Annotated in this window: 14 protein-coding genes and 1 pseudogene; all 15 read right to left on the reverse strand. The window is 64.3% G+C overall.

Translation table 11 applies throughout. The features are described from left to right. Window positions 1-26: 26 nt before the first annotated feature. Window positions 27-1,721, reverse strand: coding sequence for a 30S ribosomal protein S1 (rpsA, locus tag SFA35_RS19995; protein WP_320572249.1), 1,695 nt, complete (start codon window positions 1,719-1,721; stop codon window positions 27-29). 120 nt (window positions 1,722-1,841) lie between these two features. Next, window positions 1,842-2,531 (reverse strand): (d)CMP kinase, encoded by a 690-nt coding sequence (gene cmk / locus SFA35_RS20000; protein ID WP_320572250.1) that lies wholly within the window; start codon window positions 2,529-2,531, stop codon window positions 1,842-1,844. Between the two features lie 47 nt (window positions 2,532-2,578). Beyond that, window positions 2,579-3,481 (reverse strand): annotated as a pseudogene (locus tag SFA35_RS20005) (prephenate dehydrogenase/arogenate dehydrogenase family protein); the annotation flags it as partial. After that, the gene (gene hisC, locus SFA35_RS20010) at window positions 3,474-4,583 is read right to left on the reverse strand and encodes a histidinol-phosphate transaminase (RefSeq protein WP_320572251.1); all 1,110 of its coding nucleotides are present in this window, start codon (window positions 4,581-4,583) and stop codon (window positions 3,474-3,476) included. The pseudogene SFA35_RS20005 and the gene hisC, both read right to left, overlap by 8 nt. A gap of 14 nt (window positions 4,584-4,597) precedes the next feature. Further along, on the reverse strand, window positions 4,598-5,692 hold the full coding sequence (gene pheA / locus SFA35_RS20015; RefSeq protein ID WP_320572252.1) for a prephenate dehydratase: 1,095 nt from the start codon (window positions 5,690-5,692) through the stop codon (window positions 4,598-4,600). Further along, a complete protein-coding gene (serC, locus tag SFA35_RS20020; RefSeq protein WP_320572253.1) occupies window positions 5,692-6,774 on the reverse strand; it encodes a 3-phosphoserine/phosphohydroxythreonine transaminase in 1,083 nt (360 codons plus the stop codon). Before serC ends, pheA begins: the two co-directional genes overlap by 1 nt. A gap of 143 nt (window positions 6,775-6,917) precedes the next feature. Then, window positions 6,918-9,554 (reverse strand): DNA gyrase subunit A, encoded by a 2,637-nt coding sequence (gene gyrA, locus SFA35_RS20025; protein ID WP_320572254.1) that lies wholly within the window; start codon window positions 9,552-9,554, stop codon window positions 6,918-6,920. Window positions 9,555-10,013: 459 nt separating this feature from the next. Continuing rightward, entirely contained in the window at window positions 10,014-11,006 is a 993-nt protein-coding gene (astE, locus tag SFA35_RS20030; RefSeq protein ID WP_320572255.1) for a succinylglutamate desuccinylase, read from the reverse strand. A gap of 19 nt (window positions 11,007-11,025) precedes the next feature. Continuing rightward, window positions 11,026-11,313: a topoisomerase II gene (locus SFA35_RS20035; protein WP_320572256.1), complete on the reverse strand. Its 288-nt coding sequence runs from the start codon at window positions 11,311-11,313 to the stop codon at window positions 11,026-11,028. 21 nt (window positions 11,314-11,334) lie between these two features. Further along, entirely contained in the window at window positions 11,335-12,678 is a 1,344-nt protein-coding gene (gene astB / locus SFA35_RS20040; protein ID WP_320572257.1) for an N-succinylarginine dihydrolase, read from the reverse strand. Between the two features lie 34 nt (window positions 12,679-12,712). Next, a complete protein-coding gene (gene astD, locus SFA35_RS20045; protein ID WP_320579137.1) occupies window positions 12,713-14,179 on the reverse strand; it encodes a succinylglutamate-semialdehyde dehydrogenase in 1,467 nt (488 codons plus the stop codon). After that, a complete protein-coding gene (gene astA, locus SFA35_RS20050) occupies window positions 14,176-15,207 on the reverse strand; it encodes an arginine N-succinyltransferase (RefSeq protein ID WP_320572258.1) in 1,032 nt (343 codons plus the stop codon). The genes astD and astA overlap by 4 nt, the downstream gene beginning before the upstream one ends. Before the next feature lie 82 nt (window positions 15,208-15,289). Further along, complete coding sequence (gene aruF, locus SFA35_RS20055; protein WP_320572259.1) at window positions 15,290-16,330, reverse strand: arginine/ornithine succinyltransferase subunit alpha; 1,041 nt, start codon at window positions 16,328-16,330, stop codon at window positions 15,290-15,292. Between the two features lie 94 nt (window positions 16,331-16,424). Continuing rightward, complete coding sequence (locus SFA35_RS20060) at window positions 16,425-17,645, reverse strand: aspartate aminotransferase family protein (RefSeq protein ID WP_320572260.1); 1,221 nt, start codon at window positions 17,643-17,645, stop codon at window positions 16,425-16,427. Between the two features lie 326 nt (window positions 17,646-17,971). Beyond that, a complete protein-coding gene (gene argR / locus SFA35_RS20065) occupies window positions 17,972-18,961 on the reverse strand; it encodes a transcriptional regulator ArgR (RefSeq protein WP_320572261.1) in 990 nt (329 codons plus the stop codon). Window positions 18,962-18,982 lie beyond the last annotated feature (21 nt).

The following is an 18,982-nucleotide window of genomic DNA, read 5'->3' on the forward strand; positions in this document are numbered from 1 at the left end:
GCCCTTTTTCTATGGTCTGACAGAACTTAGTTCTGCTTTTCCATCTGAGCACGCAGCAGGTCGCCCAGAGTGGTTGGACCAGCAGCGATATCCGAAGTGGCTGGCTTGTCGCGCAGGCTCTGGATAGCTTCTTTCTCGTCTTCAACGTCTTTCGATTTGATCGACAGTTGGATGACGCGGGACTTGCGGTCAACGCTGATGATCTTGGCTTCGATCTCTTCGCCTTCCTTCAGAACGTTGCGCGCGTCTTCAACGCGGTCACGGCTGATTTCGGAAGCTTTCAGAGTGGCTTCAACGCCGTCGGCCAGGATCACGATAGCGCCCTTGGCATCAACTTCCTTGACGGTACCTTTGACGATAGCGCCTTTGTCGTTGACAGCAACGTAGTCAGACTGTGGGTCTGCTTCCAGCTGCTTGATACCCAGGGAGATGCGCTCGCGCTCTGGATCTACGGACAGGATAACGGTATCCAGTTCGTCGCCCTTCTTGTAACGACGTACGGCTTCTTCGCCCACTTCGTTCCAGGAGATGTCGGACAGGTGAACCAGACCGTCGATGCCGCCGTCCAGACCAATGAAGATACCGAAATCGGTGATCGACTTGATGGTGCCGGAGATCTTGTCGCCCTTGTTGAACTGACCGGAGAAATCTTCCCACGGGTTCGACTTGCACTGCTTGATGCCCAGGGAGATACGACGACGCTCTTCGTCGATGTCCAGAACCATGACTTCCACTTCGTCGCCGACTTGTACGACTTTCGAAGGGTGGATGTTCTTGTTGGTCCAGTCCATTTCGGAAACGTGCACCAGGCCTTCAACGCCTTCTTCCAGCTCAGCGAAGCAGCCGTAGTCGGTCAGGTTGGTGACGCGCGCCATGACGCGGGTGTGCTCTGGGTAACGAGCCTTGATAGCGACCCATGGATCTTCGCCCAGCTGCTTGAAGCCCAGGGAAACACGGTTGCGCTCGCGATCGTACTTCAGAACCTTGACATCGATCTCGTCGCCAACGTTGACGACTTCCGATGGGTGCTTGATACGCTTCCAGGCCATGTCGGTGATGTGCAGCAGGCCGTCCACGCCACCCAGGTCGACGAATGCGCCGTAGTCGGTGAGGTTCTTGACGATACCCTTGACCTGCTGGCCTTCCTGCAGGGATTCCAGCAGAGCTTCGCGCTCGGCCGAGTTCTCGGCTTCGAGGACACTGCGACGGGAAACGACAACGTTGTTGCGCTTCTGGTCCAGCTTGATGACCTTGAACTCGAGCTCTTTGCCTTCCAGGTGGGTGGTGTCGCGCACAGGGCGGACATCGACCAGGGAACCAGGCAGGAACGCACGGATGCCGTTAACGTCGACAGTGAAGCCGCCCTTAACCTTACCGTTGATAACGCCCTTGACCACTTCCTCTGCAGCGAAAGCCGCTTCCAGAACAATCCAGCATTCGGCACGCTTGGCTTTTTCACGGGACAGCTTGGTTTCGCCAAAGCCGTCTTCAACCGCGTCCAGCGCAACGTGCACTTCGTCACCGACCTTGATGGTCAGATCGCCAGCGTCGTTGTGGAACTGTTCCAGCGGGATGAGGCCTTCGGACTTCAAACCAGCGTGAACGGTAACCCAACCAGCCTGGTAATCGATATCAACGATGATTGCCGTGATGATAGCGCCAGCCTGAAGGTTCAGGGTTTTTAGGCTTTCTTCAAAGAGTTCTGCAAAGCTTTCGCTCATTTTAATTCCTGTAGATTTGGGCGAAGTAGACGCCCATCAGCCACGCTCCAGACAACGTGGGTTTCGTTCAAGTAAAAGAAAGCCTACGGGACAAGGACTGGGGGCCCGTACGCTTCTTGGTCACCCGGCGATATCGCGAAGCGCGAATTCGCTCATGATGCGTTCCAGCACCTGCTCGATGGAGAGTTCGGTGGAATCCAGCTGTATCGCATCGGCCGCCGGCTTGAGCGGGGCCACTGCGCGCTGGGTGTCACGCTCATCGCGTGCACGTATCTCATCTAGCAGACTCGACAGACTAACATCATCGCCGCGCTGCTTCAACTGCAAGTAACGGCGGCGCGCCCGTTCCTCGGCGCTGGCGGTCAGAAATATCTTCAGCGGTGCGTCAGGGAACACCACGGTGCCCATGTCGCGGCCATCGGCCACCAGGCCCGGCGCTTCCTGGAACGCGCGCTGGCGCTGCAGCAGGGCTTCGCGCACTGCCGGCAAGGCGGCGACCACCGAGGCGCCCGCCCCTACCGTCTCGTTGCGAATGGCCTGGGTCACCTCCTCGCCTTCAAGGATGATGTGCTGCGGCTGCTCGGCGGTGGCGGCGATGAACTGCACGTCCAGATGAGCGGCCAGCAGGTGCAGCGAGGCCTCGTTGCTCAAGGCCACGCCGTGATTGCCGGCGGCGAACGCCAGCAGGCGGTACAGGGCGCCCGAGTCCAGCAGGTTCCAGCCCAGGCGCTTGGCGAGAATGCCCGCCACGGTGCCTTTACCTGAACCGCTTGGCCCGTCGATGGTGATTACTGGGGCCTGAAAGTTCACGATTTACCCTCTTTGGCTTGAAGCGCATTTTCTTGAGACGGATGGGGCGAGTGCAGCAATCTGCCGAAATGCTCGCGCGCCCTGCGCGCGCGGGTGAATACGCCTAGCAACTGCTCGCCGTCGCCCGCATCCACGGCCTGGCGCAGGTCGTCCAGATCGGTGCGAAACGCGTCGAGCGCGTGCAGCACGGCCTCGCGGTTGGCCAGGAAGATGTCGTGCCACATCAGCGGGTCACTGCCGGCGATGCGCGTGAAGTCGCGAAAGCCGCCCGCAGCGTAACGAAAGATCTCGAGGTTCTCGTTGCGCTTGGCCAGTGAATCAACCAGGCCGAATGCAAGCAAATGTGGCAGATGACTGGTCGCCGCCAGCACCTCGTCATGGCGTTCGACCGGCATGTGCTCGACGTCCGCACCCAGCGCCCGCCACAGCGTATCGACCACTTCCAGCGCCCGCGGGTCGGTCTCGGCCAGGGGCGTGAGGATCACCTTGTGGCGACGGAACAACCGCGCGTTCGAGGCCTCGACGCCGCTCTGCTCGGAGCCGGCGATCGGATGGCCCGGGACGAAACGCGGCAGCTTGGCGCCGAATGCCTCGCGGGCCACTCGCACGATATTGCCCTTGGCGCTGCCGACATCGGTCAGCACCGCCTGGCCCAGGTCCAACTCGGCCAGCGCGGCCAGAAGCTTTTCCATGCCGAGGATCGGCACCGCCAACTGGATCACGTCGGCACCTTCGCAGGCCTTGGCCAGATCTTCCTCGCAGCGGTCGACCACACCCAGCTCGACCGCGCGCGCGCGCGATGGCGCGTGCCGATCAACGCCCACGACCTCGCGGCACAGGCCGCTTTCACGCACACCTTTGGCAAAGGAGCCACCGATCAGGCCGAGGCCGATGACCACCAGGCGGCCGATGATGGGCGCGCCGGGTTGCCGTTGCATGACATCAACCACGAGCCAGCACCTTGCCCAGCGCTTGCAGGAAACGGCTGTTTTCTTCGGCCAGGCCGATCGTCACCCGCAGGTGATTAGGCATGCCGTAGTTGGTCACCGGGCGCACGATCACGCCTTCTGCGAGCAGGGCGTTGTACACCGGCAGCCCCGCCGTACCGACGTCCACGGCAATGAAGTTGCCGCGCGACGGCACCCAGCTCAGGCCGAGGGCGCGAAAGCCCTCCTCCAGCTGCTGCATCCCGGCGGCGTTCAGTTCGCGGCTCTGTGCCAGGTATTCGCTGTCGCCCAGGGCGGCGCCGGCGGCGGCCAGGGCCAGGCTGTTGACGTTGAACGGCTGGCGCACGCGATTGAGCACGTCGGCGATCACCGGCGAGGAAATCGCATAGCCGACACGCAGCGCCGCCAGGCCGTAAGCCTTGGAGAAGGTGCGCGAAACCAGGAGGTTGCTGTGCTCCGCAAGAAACTCCAGGCCATCGGGCAGGTCGCCGCCCTGGGCGTATTCGATGTAGGCCTCGTCCAGCACCACCAGCACGTGCTCGGGCACGGCATCGAGGAAATCAGCCAGCGCCTGGGGGCCGAACCAGGTGCCGGTGGGGTTGTTCGGGTTGGCGACGAAGACGATGCGGGTCTTGTCGTCGATGGCCGCGAGCATCGCCGGCAGATCGTGACCATAGTCCTTGGCCGGCACCACTCGGGCGCCGGCGCCGACGGCCTGGGTGACGATCGGATAGACGGCGAAGGCATGCTCGCTGAACACCGCGTTCAGGCCGGGCGCCAGGTAGGCACGGGTGACCAGTTCGAGGATGTCATTGGAGCCGTTGCCCAGGGTGATCTGGTTGGCCTGCACGCCGTAGCGGTTGGCCAGCGCAGCCTTGAGGTCGAAACCGTTGCCGTCGGGGTAACGGGTCAGCTCGTCGAGCGCCTCGCGAATCGCGGCCAGCGCCTTGGCGCCTGGGCCCAGCGGGTTTTCGTTGCTGGCCAGCTTGATGATCGACGCCGGGTCGAGCTTCAGTTCGCGGGCCAGTTCGTCCACCGGTTTGCCGGGAACGTAGGGCGAGAGTTGCTGCACGCCCGTCTGGGCCAGGGCGAGGAAATCGCTCATGTGATTCAAAACCTTTATAGGACCGCTTTCGGGTACGAACCCAGCACCTTGAGTGCCACGGCTTCTTGACTGATCTTCTCGAGCACGGCCTTGATCAGCGGATCGCGATGGTGGCCGACGAAGTCGATGAAGAACACATAGGTCCACTTGCCGCTGCGCGACGGACGGGTCTCGATCCGGGTCAGGTCGATGCCGTTTTCGTGGAAAGGCACCAGCAGTTCATGCAGGGCGCCTGGGCGGTTGCTCATGGAGACGATGATTGAGGTCTTGTCGTCGCCAGTCGGCGGCACTTCCTGGTTGCCGATGATGAGGAAACGCGTGGAGTTGTCCGGGCGGTCTTCGATCTTTTCCGCCAGGCGGGTCAGGTCATAGAGGCTGGCCGCCATGTCGCCGGCGATCGCCGCCGAGTTCCATTCGCCCTTGACCCGCTTGGCCGCCTCGGCGTTGCTCGATACGGCAATGCGCTCGACGTTCGGGTAGTGCGCGTCCAGCCACTTGCGGCACTGCGCCAGCGACTGGGCGTGGGAGTAGATGCGGCTGATGCTGTCGGTCTTGGTGTTTTCGCCGATCAGCAGATGGTGGTGGATGCGCAGCTCGACTTCACCGCAGATCACCATGTCGTGCTCAAGGAAACTGTCGAGGGTGTGGTTGACCGCACCCTCGGTCGAGTTCTCCACCGGCACAACGCCGAAATTGACCGCGCCGGCCACCACTTCGCGGAACACTTCGTCGATGGCGGCCATCGGCTTGGTGATCACCGCATGGCCGAAATGCTTCATCGAGGCCGCCTGGGTGAAGGTCCCCTCAGGGCCCAGGTAGGCCACATGCAGAGGGTTTTCCAGGGCCAGGCACGAGGACATGACTTCGCGGAACAAGCGCGCCATCTCTTCGTTGCTCAGCGGCCCCTTGTTGCGCTCCATCACCCGCTTGAGCACTTGGGCTTCACGCTCGGGCCGGTAGAACACCGGCACCTCGCCTTCAGCCAGAGCGGCCATCTTCACCCGCGCCACTTCTTCGGCACAGCGCGCGCGGTCGCTAATCAGTTCGAGGATCTTCTCGTCGAGTGCGTCGATGCGCACCCGCAGTGCCTTGAGCTCGTGTTCGGACATCAGCCGTTTTCCTTTTCGAACTCCGCCATGTAGCTCACCAACGCTTCGATCGCGTCCTGGCCCAGAGCGTTATAGATGGAGGCGCGCATACCGCCCACCGAGCGATGGCCCTTGAGGTTGAGCAGGCCGCGCGCGTCGGCGCCGGCAAGGAAGGCCTTGTCCAGGCGTTCGTCGGCCAGGCGGAACGGCACGTTCATCCACGAGCGGGCACTCGGCTTGATCGGGTTGCTGTAGAACGCGCTGGCGTCGATGAAACTGTACAGGCGGTCCTTCTTGGCTCGGTTCCGTTGCTCCATGGCCGCGACGCCGCCCTGCTCCTTGAGCCACTCGAAGACCAACCCCGAGAGGTACCAGGAATAGGTGGCCGGGGTGTTGTACATCGAGCCGTTGTCGGCGGCGACCTTGTAGTTGAGCATGGTCGGGCAACTCGCGCGCGCACGGCCCAGCAGGTCTTCGCGGATGATCACCACCACCAGGCCGCTGGGGCCGATGTTCTTCTGCGCGCCAGCGTAGATCATGCCGAACTTCGACACATCGCACGGGCGCGAGAGGATGTCCGAGGACATGTCCACCACCAGCGGTGCGTCGGTTTGTGGAATCCAGTCGAACTCCAGGCCGCCGATGGTTTCGTTGGAGGCGTAGTGCACATAGGCGGCGCCTGGGGTCAGGCTCCACTCGCTCTGTGCCGGGATGTCGAGGTAGTCGAGCGGCTTGGCGCTGGCGGCAATGTTGACGTTGCCGTAGCGGCGCGCCTCGTCGATGGCCTTCTTCGACCAGATGCCGGTCTCGATGTAGTCGGCGGTGCCGTTCTCGGGCAGCAGGTTGAGCGGGATCTCGGCAAACTGCTGGCTCGCGCCGCCCTGCAGGAACAGCACCTTGTAATTGGACGGGATGGACAGCAGATCGCGCAAGTCCTGCTCGGCCTTCTCGGCCACGGCGACGTAGTCGTCGCTGCGATGGCTCATTTCCATGATGGAAAGGCCTTTGCCATGCCAGTCCAGCAGCTCGGCCTGGGCGCGCTGCAAAACGGCTTCGGGAAGCGCGGCAGGGCCGGCGCAGAAGTTAAAGGCTCGATTGCTCACATCAACTCTCGCTCTGCTTGAATGCTTTGACCGGTAGGATGGGCGGCGGCAGGTTCCCGAGCAAGCCTGGTCCTGCAGGATTCAGATGACCCGCAGGACCGAGCTCGCTCGGGAACCTGCCGCCGCAGGTCCCACTGAAAAATTTACTCCTGCGGCGCCTCTTCGTCGGCCGCCGCCTCATCAGCGTCGTCTGCCAGCGGCGCTTCGAAGCCTTCCTCGCCTTCGAGCAGTTCATCGCCCTCGACTTCCGATGGTTCCTGCACGCGCTCAAGACCGACCAGGGTCTCGTCGCTGGCCAGTTTGATCAGCGTCACGCCCTGGGTGTTGCGGCCCAGGCTCGACACTTCGCCGACACGGGTACGCACCAGCGTGCCCTGGTCGGAGATCAGCATAATCTCCTCGCCGTCAAGTACCTGCACGGCGCCGACCAGGCGGCCGTTACGCTCGTTGCTGACCATGGCGATCACGCCCTGCCCGCCGCGCTTGTACTCGGGGAATTCGGCGATGGCGGTGCGCTTGCCGTAGCCACGCGCCGAAGCGGTGAGGATCTGGCTGCCTTCTTCCGGGATGATCATGGAAATCAACTTCTGCCCTTCCGGCAGGCGCATGCCGCGCACGCCGCGGGCGGTACGGCCCATGGCGCGGACGTCGGATTCCTTGAAGCGGGTAACCTTGCCGCCGTCGGAGAACAGCATCACTTCGCGCTCGCCATCGGTGATGGCGGCCGAGATGAGGATGTCGCCTTCGTCCAGCTCCAGCGCGATCAAGCCGACGCTGCGCTGACGGCTGAAGGACTCCAGCGGGGTCTTCTTCACGGTGCCCTGGGCGGTGGCCATGAAGATGAAGTGCCCTTCGGTGTAATCCTCGACCGGCAGCATGGTGGTGATGAACTCGCCATCGTCCAATGGCAGCAGGTTGACCAGCGGACGACCGCGGGCAGCCCGCGAGGCTTCCGGGATTTCATAGGTCTTGAGCCAGTACACCTTGCCTTTGCTGGAGAACAGCAGCAGCGTGGTGTGGCTGTTGGCGACCAGCAGGTGCGAGATGTAGTCCTCGTCCTTGACGCCCGAGGCCGACTTGCCCTTGCCGCCGCGACGCTGCGCCTGGTAGGCGGCCAGCGGTTGGGTCTTGGCGTAACCGGTGTGGGAAATGGTCACCACGCGGTCTTCTTCAGGAATCATGTCACCCAGGGTCAGGTCCAGGCGCGCATCGAGAATCTCGGTGCGGCGCACATCGCCGTATTCGGCGCGGATCAGTTCCAGTTCCTCGCGGATCACTTCCATCAGGCGCTCGGCGCTGTTGAGGATGCGGATCAGCTCGGCGATCTGGTTGAGGATCTCCTGGTACTCGGCCAGCAGCTTTTCGTGCTCCAGGCCGGTCAGGCGGTGCAGACGCAGGTCGAGGATGGCCTGGGCCTGTTCCGGCGACAGGAAATACTTGCCGTCGCGCAGGCCGTATTGCGGGTCGAGGTTTTCCGGGCGCGAAGACTCGGCGCCGGCGCGCTCGACCATGGCGGTAACGGCGCTGGATTCCCACGGCGTGCTGATCAGCGCTTCCTTGGCCTCGGACGGCGTCGGCGAGGCCTTGATGAGGGCGATGACCGGGTCGATGTTGGACAGCGCAACGGCCTGGCCTTCAAGGATGTGCCCACGCTCGCGGGCCTTGCGCAGTTCGAAGACGGTGCGCCGGGTCACCACTTCGCGGCGGTGACGGACGAACGCTTCGAGCAGGTCCTTGAGGTTGAGGATGCGCGGGCGGCCGTCGATCAGGGCGACGATGTTGATGCCGAACACCGCCTGCAGCTGGGTCTGGGCGTAGAGGTTGTTGAGGATCACCTCCGGCACTTCGCCACGGCGCAGCTCGATGACAATGCGCATGCCGTCCTTGTCGGACTCGTCGCGAAGCTCCGAGATGCCTTCGAGCTTCTTCTCCTTGACCAGCTCGGCGATCTTCTCGATCAGCCGCGCCTTGTTCAGCTGGTACGGCAGCTCGGTGACCACGATCTGCTGGCGGCCACCGACCTTGTCGATGTCCTCGACGTGGGAGCGCGCGCGCATGTAGATGCGCCCGCGACCGGTGCGGTAGGCCTCGATGATGCCCGCGCGGCCGTTGATGATGGCGGCCGTTGGGAAGTCCGGGCCAGGGATGAACTGCATCAGCTCATCGATGGTCACGTCCGGGTTGTCGATCACTGCCAGGCAGCCATCGAGCACTTCACCGAGGTTGTGCGGCGGAATGTTGGTGGCCATGCCCACGGCGATACCGCTGGAACCGTTGACCAGCAGGTTGGGGATACGGGTCGGCATGACCGCCGGGATCAGCTCGGTGCCGTCGTAGTTGGGCACCCAGTCGACCGTCTCTTTGTGCAGGTCGGCCAGCAACTCGTGGGCCAGCTTGGTCATGCGCACTTCGGTGTACCGCATGGCTGCGGCGTTGTCGCCGTCCACCGAACCGAAGTTGCCCTGGCCGTCCACCAGCAGGTAGCGCAGCGAGAAAGGCTGCGCCATGCGTACGATGGTGTCGTAGACGGCGGTGTCACCGTGCGGGTGATACTTACCGATCACGTCACCGACCACACGGGCCGATTTCTTGTAGGGTTTGTTCCAATCGTTCCCCAGTTCGCTCATTGCGAACAGGACGCGGCGATGCACGGGCTTCAAGCCATCACGCGCATCGGGCAGTGCGCGACCGACGATCACGCTCATCGCGTAGTCGAGGTAGGACTGTTTCAGCTCGTCTTCGATATTGACCGGTAGGATTTCTTTGGCCAGTTCGCCCATGAGAAGCCTGATTCCTTTTTCTGGTGAAACTCCGCCACATCCTTACGAGACGAACAGAGCTCGCCGCTGCAGGGCCTGTGCCGGGCAGCGACTTACGACAAATCAACAAGTTATGCCATGGATCTGCGCAGTTGGGGCCACGCCTGAACGCGACCCTGGAAACCGCCGGATGTTAGCACAATCGCGTTCAGGGACCTATCCCCCCGAAGCCTGGCATTACCATTAATCGATCAATGATCGTGCTTTACAGGGGCTCTGAGGAGGTTTTGGGGGATTTGGGCAAGATGCACATGGCGATATGCTCAATATGGCCACCCCCGGCCACCGAGTCGATGCCCTCGCCAGCTGCGCCGGCTCCTACGCCAAATCGGGTGACCCCACAGGTGGCGTAGGAGCCGGCGAAGCGGGCGACCAGGCCGCGTGGGCGGCCGGCAGCCTTATTGAACCTCAAGCCGGGTGCTACCCAGCCGGCACGATCAGGATGCCAGCGCGCAAACCGTTAGCCACTTTGGGGTTGGGGAAGATGATCCGGGCGCCCTGCTCTTCGACGACCCAGCGGCTGCCGCCGGCGTCTTCGGCCAGGAGGTAGCCCGGCGCCAGTTCGCTGAAGTTCTCGATGTCCGCCGGCAGGTGCAAGGTGAAAGCGTCGGTGCGCTTGATCACCTCGCGCGAGACCTTGAACACCTGCATACCCTGCAGGTCTCCGCCGTCCTGGGTATCGCTGCCGTCGATCAACTGCGTGAGCAGAGTTTTCAGCCGACTGACGTCGACCTGTTGGTTGTGCCCGAACGGCCGCGCCTTGCCCAGCTCGAGGGTGAAGGCCTCGGCGCCGAGGGTTTCGTAGGTGTAGGCGCTGAAGGTGATCGACGAGCGATTCTGCAGCAGGATCGCCGCCATGCCGCCACGCGCCAGGCGGGCCATCTCGCGGGTGGAATGGGCGCGCCCCTCCTGCCACGGGTACAGGGCGAACTGCTCGATCTTCGAGCCGCGGATCGCCGTGTGCAGGTCGTAGTGCAACCGAGTGCGCCCGGTGGCCTGGAAAAAATTGGCCGCCAGGCGCTCCAGCTCGGCGGCGCGCAGGGCTTCCGAACCGCTGGATTGCAGGTGCCGACCATTGAACAGACGGTTGACGTCCTGCTGCAGATAGCGCTCGCCGCGTCGAATGGCCTCGGGGTTGCCGAGCAGGAACAACACGCGGGCCGCTGGCACCAGTTCGCCACGGGCAATGGCGTGAATCAGCTCGTCGAGCAGCTCGATGGGCGCGGTCTCGTTGCCGTGGATGCCGGCCGACAGCAGCAGGTCCAGGCCATTGTCACGGGCCGCCGGCGGGCTGACCTCCAGCGCGCCTTCGCCCAGCCAGCGCATGCGTACGCCCGCCACCGTCAACTGTATCTGCTGGGCCGGCTCGCGGCGGGCCAGGGTCAGTTCCAGCAATTTGCCGAGGGCGAGCATAGGCGGGTTTCCTTGGGGCTTAGTGGTTGCAGTCGGGACCGTGGACGTGACCGTCCTCGTCGTCGCCGGCTTCGGCCGGTTCCATTTCCAGCTGCAGGCTGACCAGGTTGGTGGCCAGCGGGCGCAGCAGCAGGTTGGCGTATTCGGCGTCACCTTCCTCGACGTCCACGCCGATCAGCAATTGCCCACGCCCATCGTGCTGAATCCACAGCTCCTTGCCTTGCCACATCACCGCCACGCGGGTGCAGGAGGTTTCCAGCTGAGTGCCATCGGTGTCTTCGAGTATCAGCTGCAAGGTGTCGGACATGATCGTGTTCTCTAGGCAAAATTACAGTTGGAAGGGGTAAACCGAGCCCAGTTTAAGGATTTGTGTCAGCTCGTCCAAGGCCGCTCGGCATTCGTCGAGCAATTGCGGGTCGGCCAGGTCGCTTTCCACCAGACGGTCACGGTAATGCTGGTCGACCCACTCGGTCAGTTCGTCATACAGCGCCGGGGTGAGGATCACGCCGGGGTTGACCGCCGCCAGCTCCCGCTCGTTGAGCGCCACGCGCAGGCGCAGGCAGGCAGGGCCGCCGCCGTTCTGCATGCTCTGCTTGAGGTCGAACACCTTCACTTCGCGCACCGCCCCGCCCTGGGCGGTGAGGCCTTGCAGGTATTGCCAGACCCGCGGGTTGGCGCGGCATTCTTCCGGCACGATCAGCAGCATCGAGCCGTCGGCACGGCTGAGCAACTGGCTGTTGAACAGGTAGGAGCGCACCGCATCCTCTACCGAAACCTGCGCGCGGGGCACGCAGATGGCCTGGAACTGGCCACCGCGGGCGGCCAGCTTGCGGCGCAGCTCTTCGAGCAGCGCATCGGTGGCCAGGAAGGCGTCTTCATGGTGGAACAACACTTCACCATTGCCCACGGCGATCACGTCGTTGTGGAACACCCCCTGGTCGATCACTGCCGGGTTCTGCTGGGCGAACACCACACCCTCGGCGCTCAGGCCGTGCAGCCGGGCAACCGCCTGGGAGGCTTCGAGGGTCTGCCGGGCCGGGTATTTCTGCGGCGCCGGATAACGGTTGTCGAAGGCGCTGCGACCGTAGACGAAAAACTCCACCCCGGCCTCGCCGTAGCCGCGGCAGAAACGCGTGTGGTTGGCCGCCCCTTCATCGCCGAACTGCGCCACCGCCGGCAAGGCAGCGTGGTGGGCGAAGTGTTGCGCATCGGCGAACATGGCCGCCAGCACTCGACTGGTGGTGGGGTGTTCGATGCTGCGGTGAAATTTGCAGTTGAGGTTGGCGGCGGTGAAATGCACGCGGCCATCGGCCGTGTCGGCGCTGGGGCTGACCGTGGCGGCGTTGGCCACCCACATGCTCGAGGCCGAGCAACTGGCCACCAGCAATGGCATGGCCTCCTGGGCGGCGCGGTAGATGACCTGATCGTCCGTGCCACTGAAGCCCAGGCTGCGCAGGGCCTGCACATCCGGGCGTTCCTGCGGGGCAAGCACGCCCTGGACGAAGCCCAGCTCCATCAGCGCCTTCATCTTGGCCAGGCCTTGCAGGGCCGCCTCGCGCGGGTTGGAACCCTGCTGGCTGTTATTCTGCGAGGCGACGTTGCCGTAGGACAGGCCACCGTAGTTGTGGGTCGGCCCAACCAGACCATCAAAATTCACTTCATAGGCTTTCATCGGCCAGGCTCCGTCGTTCTTGTAGGTCGGGCAATCACAGGGTCACGCCAGGGCTGAGGCTGGCTGGCAGGGCCACCTGGGCCACTTCCAGCGAAGCCACCGGGTAGGCGCAGTAGTCCGCCGCGTAATAGGCACTGGCGCGGTGGTTGCCCGAGGCGCCGACGCCGCCGAACGGCGCACTGCTGGCGGCGCCGGTCAGCTGCTTGTTCCAGTTGACGATGCCGGCGCGGCTGTGCAGCCAGAACTCGCGGTAACGCGCCTCGGAATCGGACAGCAGCCCGGCCGCCAGGCCGTACTGGGTGGCGTTGGCTTCGGCGATGGCGCCGGCGAAATCGCTGTAGCGCAGCACTTGCAGCAGCGGGCCGAACAGTTCTTCGTCGGGCCGCTCAGCCACACCGGTGACGTCGAGAATCCCGGCCGTGAGCAAGGCCGCGCCCGCTTGTGGCTGGGTCATCGCCAGCAAGGCCACCGCGCCGGCGCTCAGCAACTGGGCCTGGGCGTCCAGCAGCGCCTGGGCCGCGTGCAGGGAGATCACCGAACCCATGAAGGGTGGCGGCTGCTGGTCGAACGCGCCGACCACCAAGGTGGCCGACACGGCGACCAAACGCTCCAACAGGCGATCGCCCCAGGCCCCTTCGGGCACCAGCAGGCGGCGCGCACAGGTGCAGCGCTGCCCGGCAGAAATGAACGCCGACTGGATGATGGTGTACACCGCCGCGTCGAGGTCGGCGACTTCTTCGACGATCAACGGGTTGTTGCCGCCCATTTCCAGCGCCAGGATCTTGTCCGGGCGACCGCCGAACTGCTGGTGCAGCAGGTTGCCGGTGCGGCTCGATCCGGTGAAGAACAGACCGTCGACACCCGGATTGGCGGCCAGCGCCATGCCGGTCTCGCGCGCGCCCTGCAGCAGGTTGAGTACGCCGGCCGGGAGGCCGGCTGCCATCCAGCATTGTACGGTCAGCTCGGCGACTTTCGGCGTCAGTTCACTGGGTTTGAACAGCACGCAATTGCCTGCCAGCAAGGCCGGCACGATATGCCCATTGGGCAGGTGCCCCGGAAAATTGTACGGACCGAATACGGCCACCACGCCATGCGGCTTGTGTCGCAACACTGCGGTAGCCTCGGCCAGCGGGCCGCTCTTCTCACCCGTGCGCTCGCGGTAGCTCTGCAGCGAGATGGCAACCTTGTTGACCATGCTGGTGACTTCGGTGGCGGCTTCCCACAGCGGCTTGCCGGTTTCCTCGCCAATGCAGCGCGCCAGTTCGTCGGCGCGCTGCTTGAGGTTGGCGGCGAAGGCTTCGAGCACCGCGATGCGCTGCTCCAGCGAACGCGAAGCCCAGCCCGGGAACGCCTGACGGGCCGCCTGCACGGCCTGTTCGACCTGCGCGGCGCTGGCGCCCTGGCCCTGCCAGACCACGGCCTGGGAGACCGGGTTCAGCGACTGCAAGGCTTCGCCCTGGCCAGCCAGCCAAGTGCCATCGATGTACAGACCGTTCATTATTTGACCTCCCGCGCAGCGTGCGGCGACATTGGCACCGCGCGCACTTGATCACCGACGTTCAGGCGCAGGCGCTTGGCGGTGAGCGGGTCGACCACCAGGGTACCGGCGGCCAGCCGCGCCGGGGCAGCGGTGACGCGGCACTCCTCGCGCTTGCGGTTGTGGATGAGAAAAGGCGTGGCATCGTCGCCTGGCGTGCCGATGGCCAGCACCAGCGTCTGGCTTTCGGCCACCGCGCGGATCTTGCCGGTCTCGCACTCCACCGCCGGGCCCGCGTCGAAGATGTCGACGTAGCCCTGATAGCTGAAGCCTTCGCTTTTGAGCATGCTCAAGGCCGGCTCGGTGTCGGTGTGCACCTGGCCGATGACCGCCCGCGCCGCTTCGGAAAGAAAGCACGAGTACAGCGGAAACTTGGGCATCAGCTCGGCGATGAACGCCTTGTTGCCGACCCCGGTCAGGTAGTCGGCCTGGCTGAACTCCATCTTGAAGAAGTGCCGGCCCAGGCTCTCCCAGAACGGCGAACGGCCCTGCTCGTCGGAGATGCCGCGCATCTCGGCGATGATCTTGTTGCCGAACAACTGCGGGAATTCGGCGATGAACAGCAGCCGCGCCTTGGCCAACAGGCGGCCGTTGAGGCCGTTGCGATGGTCGTCACGCAGAAACAGCGAGCACAGCTCGGAGTTGCCGGTCAGGTCGTTGGCCAGAAACAGCGTCGGAATCTCGCGGTAGATGTCCAGCTCCTGGGAGGCGCTGACCGTGAGCCCGACCCGATAGTTGTACCAGGGCTCGCGCAGACCGACCGCACCGGCGATGGCGCTGATGCCGACCACCTGGCCGGCGTCGTTCTCCAGCACGAACAGGTAGTCGGCGTCACCGCGCCCGGCTTCGCCGCGAAAGGTCTTCTCGGCCCAGCCGACCCGGTGCGCCAGGCGCTCCTCGTTGGCCGGCAAGGTGGTCAGGCCGGCACCGGTGCTGCGGGCCAGATCGATCAGCGCTGAAAGGTCGCTGCTGCGTACGGGTCGAACGATCATGCTTTCTCCTCGAGCGAACCGCGCACCTGAGCGCCATTCGCAGAAACCGGCCGGGGGCCTGCTGGGTACAAACCAACGCGCCTCAAACGGCGACCAGGCGCACACTGGCGCCCTCGCCCACACCCAGCGCTTCGGCAGCGGCCAGGCTCAGGAGCACCGGCTTGCCGGGCACCCAGTCGAGCTCCAGCAGCACCGCGCGGTAATCCTGCAACTGCCCGTTGGCCACCAGGTACTGCCGGCCCGAGCCGTTGCTGCGCTCGTCGCCGGAGCCGCCACCGGCCTCCAGGCGCACTGGCACCACGCGACTCTGGGCGATCGAGCGGATGCTCGAAACCCGCGCGTGCAGGGTCGGGCCGCCGTCGAAGATGTCGATATAGTGATCGGTCTCGAAGCCCTCGCGCATGAGGATGTCGAAGGTGATCTGCGCGCGCGGATGCACCTGGCCCATGGCTTCCTGGGCGGCGTCGGGCAGCAGCGGCACGTAGATCGGGTAGTGCGGCATCAGCTCGGCGAGAAAGGTGCGGCTCTTGAGCCCGCACAGACGCTCGGCGGCGGCGTAGTTGATATCGAAGAAGTTGCGCCCGATGGCGTCCCAGAACGGCGAATCGCCCTGTTCGTCGCTGTAGCCGACGATCTCGGTGACCACCGAATCGGCGAAGCGCTCCGGGTGGTTGGCGACGAACAGCAGGCGGCCGCGGGAGTTGAGCTCTGACCAGGGGCTGCCGACCAGCTCTGGCACCACATAGAAGCTGGTGAGCAGGCTGTTGCCGGTCAGGTCATGGCACTGCGAAAGCACGTGGATCTTGTTGTGGATCTTCAGCTCGCGCGAGGCGTGCACGAAGGTCTCGTTGCGAAAACTGTAGAACGGCTCGGAGTAGCCGGCCGAGGCGACGATCGCCGAGCAGCCGACCAGGCGATTGCTTTGCGGGTCTTCGAGCACGAAAAAATAACTCTCTTCGCCGTTGAAACTGACCTCGGCGGCAAAGGAGTCCATGGACGCGGCGATCTTGTCGCGCAGGCGGTCGGCGTCGTCCGGCAGCGAGGTGACACCAATCGGGCTGTCGGCAGCCAGACGCTGGACCTCATCCAGGTCAGCCATTTGCGCAGGGCGCATCACCAGCATGGTGTCACTCCTTTGAATCCATAAAAAAACGGAGCTTGAAACCGCTCCTGAAAAAGACGGGCGCCCATGCGCCCGTCGCTGCAGCCGCCAGCGATCAGGCCTGGGTCAGGGACGCCACGGCACGCTCGAAACGGTCCAGACCTTCGTCGATGTCGACATTCTCGACCACCAGGCTTGGAGCGAAACGCACCACGTCGGGGCCGGCCTGAAGAATCATCAGGTTGTGTTCGCCGGCGGCATTGAAGAAGTCCTTGGCCTTGCCCTTCCAGGCGTCGGTCAGCACACAGCCGAGCAACAGGCCGAGGCCGCGCACTTCACTGAAGACGCCGTACTTCTCGCCGATCTGCTGCAGGCGAGTCTTGAAGCGTTCATGGCGGGCCTTGACCCCGGCACGCATTTCTTCGGTGTGGATGGTGTCGATCACCGCTTCGGCGACCGCGCAAGCCAGCGGGTTGCCGCCGTAGGTGGTGCCGTGGGTACCCGGCTGGAAGTGCTTGGCGAGCTTCTCGGTGGTCAGCATGGCGCCGATCGGGAAGCCGCCGCCCAGGCTCTTGGCGCTGGTGAGGATGTCAGGCGTGACGCCGTAGTGCATGTAGGCGAACAGCTCGCCGCTGCGGCCCATGCCGCTCTGCACTTCGTCAAAGATCAGCAGCGCGTTGTGCTGGGTGCACAGTTCGCGGGCGCCCTGCAGGTAGGCCAGGTCGGCCGGCAATACGCCACCCTCGCCCTGCACCGGCTCGAGCACCACCGCGCAGGTCTTGTCCGAGACCGCAGCCTTGAGGGCTTCGAGATCGTTGTACGGCACATGGCTGATGCCGGTGATCTTCGGGCCGAAACCGTCCGAGTATTTCGGCTGGCCGCCGACACTGACGGTGAACAGGGTGCGACCGTGGAAGCTGTTGACCGCGGCGATGATTTCGTACTTTTCGCTGGCGAAGTTATCGAACGCGACGCGACGGGCCAGCTTGAATGCGGCCTCGTTGGCCTCGGCCCCGGAGTTGCAGAAGAACGCGCGCTCGGCGAAGGTGGCGTCGACCAGCTTGTGCGCCAGGCGCAGGGTAGGCTCGTTGGTGAACACGTTGGAGACGTGCCAGAGCTTGTTGGCCTGCTCGGTCAGCGCCTTGACCAGTACCGGGTGGGCATGACCGAGCACGTTGACGGCGATGCCGCCGGAGAAGTCGATGAGCTCACGGCCGGCCTGATCCCAGACGCGCGACCCCGCGCCACGCACCGGAATGAACGCGGCGGGGGCATAGGTGGGGACAATTACCTGGTCGAAATCGGCGCGTTGCACCTGAGCATGCTCAACGGACATCGGAGTCTCCTGAAGAGGAACGTGGCCTGGTTTGGCCGACGATGGGGGGATTGTAGGGGCTGCATGACCTGCGGCATTGCCGCCAAGCGACAACTTCTTATAGCGCCAAACCGCGCCTTGCCGGGGTTGTCGGAGATGCGACATATAGCGTCACAAAGGCGCAGTTTAAACCCTTGGCGAGGGGAAGCGTAGGCTGCGAGCTATCGATCAAGCGCTAGCGTAAAACCGGCCTGCGGCCTCTCGGGGGCTTTGCCCCCTCCCCCGTCGGCAAGCCATGCGGCGGACCCTATGGGAGCGGGCAAAGCCCGCGAGCTTTGGACCTCAGGTCACCCGCGCTCCGCCGGCACCGACGACAACTCGAACGGGCTGCTGCTGCGGCGCTGGTTGCGGTCTTCGCGCGGGGTGGCACCGAAGAAATTGCGGTAGGCGCTGGAGAAGTGCGGGCCCGAGGAGAAGCCGCAGGACAGGCCGATCTGGATGATCGACTTGCTGGTCTGCATGAGCATCTGCCGGGCCTTGTTCAGGCGCAGTTCGAGGTAATACTGGCTGGGTACGCGGTTGAGGTACTGCTTGAAGATCCGCTCCAGCTGGCGACGCGACACGCAGACGTGCTGGGCGATCTCGTCGGTGGTCAGCGGCTCCTCGATGTTGGCCTCCATCAGCAGTACCGCCTGGGTCAGCTTCGGATGGCTGGAACCGAGGCGGTTCTGCAGCGGGATGCGCTGGCGTTCGCCGCCCTCGCGAATGCGCTCCACCACCAGCTCCTCGGACACCGCCCCGGCCAGTTCAGCCCCGTGGTCACGGGCCAGCACCGCCAGCAGCAGGTCAAGCACCGACAGCCCGCCACAGGCGGTCATGCGGTCGCGATCCCAGTCGAACAGATGGCTGGTGGCGATGACCTTGGGAAAGCGTTCGGCGAAATCGTCCTGCCAACGCCAGTGGACGGCAGCTCGATAGCCGTCGAGCAGACCCAGCAATGCCAGCGGATAGACCCCCGCCGACAGCCCGCCAATGGCACTGCCACCGCGCACCGCGTGCTTGATGGCGCTGCCCAGCGCCGCCGCCACGCTGGCGGGCGGCTCGTCAGCCAGCAGGAACAGCTTCTGGCAGCCGTCGAGCTGGCCCTGCCAAGGCAGGCCAGGCAACTGCCAGCCCCCGGCCACCTGAGCGTCCGGCGCCTCGGCCTGGAAAAACTGCAGCTCGTAGGTCACCTCGGGATGCACTTTCTGCGCGACGCGCAGGGCTTCCTCGGCCAGCGCCAGGGTCAGGGCCTTGGTGCCGGGCCAGACCAGAAAACCGATTCGTTGCGTGCTCATGAAGGCATCCGGACTCTGTGA

It is taken from the genome of Pseudomonas sp. HR96 (assembly GCF_034059295.1).
Taxonomy (GTDB): domain Bacteria; phylum Pseudomonadota; class Gammaproteobacteria; order Pseudomonadales; family Pseudomonadaceae; genus Aquipseudomonas.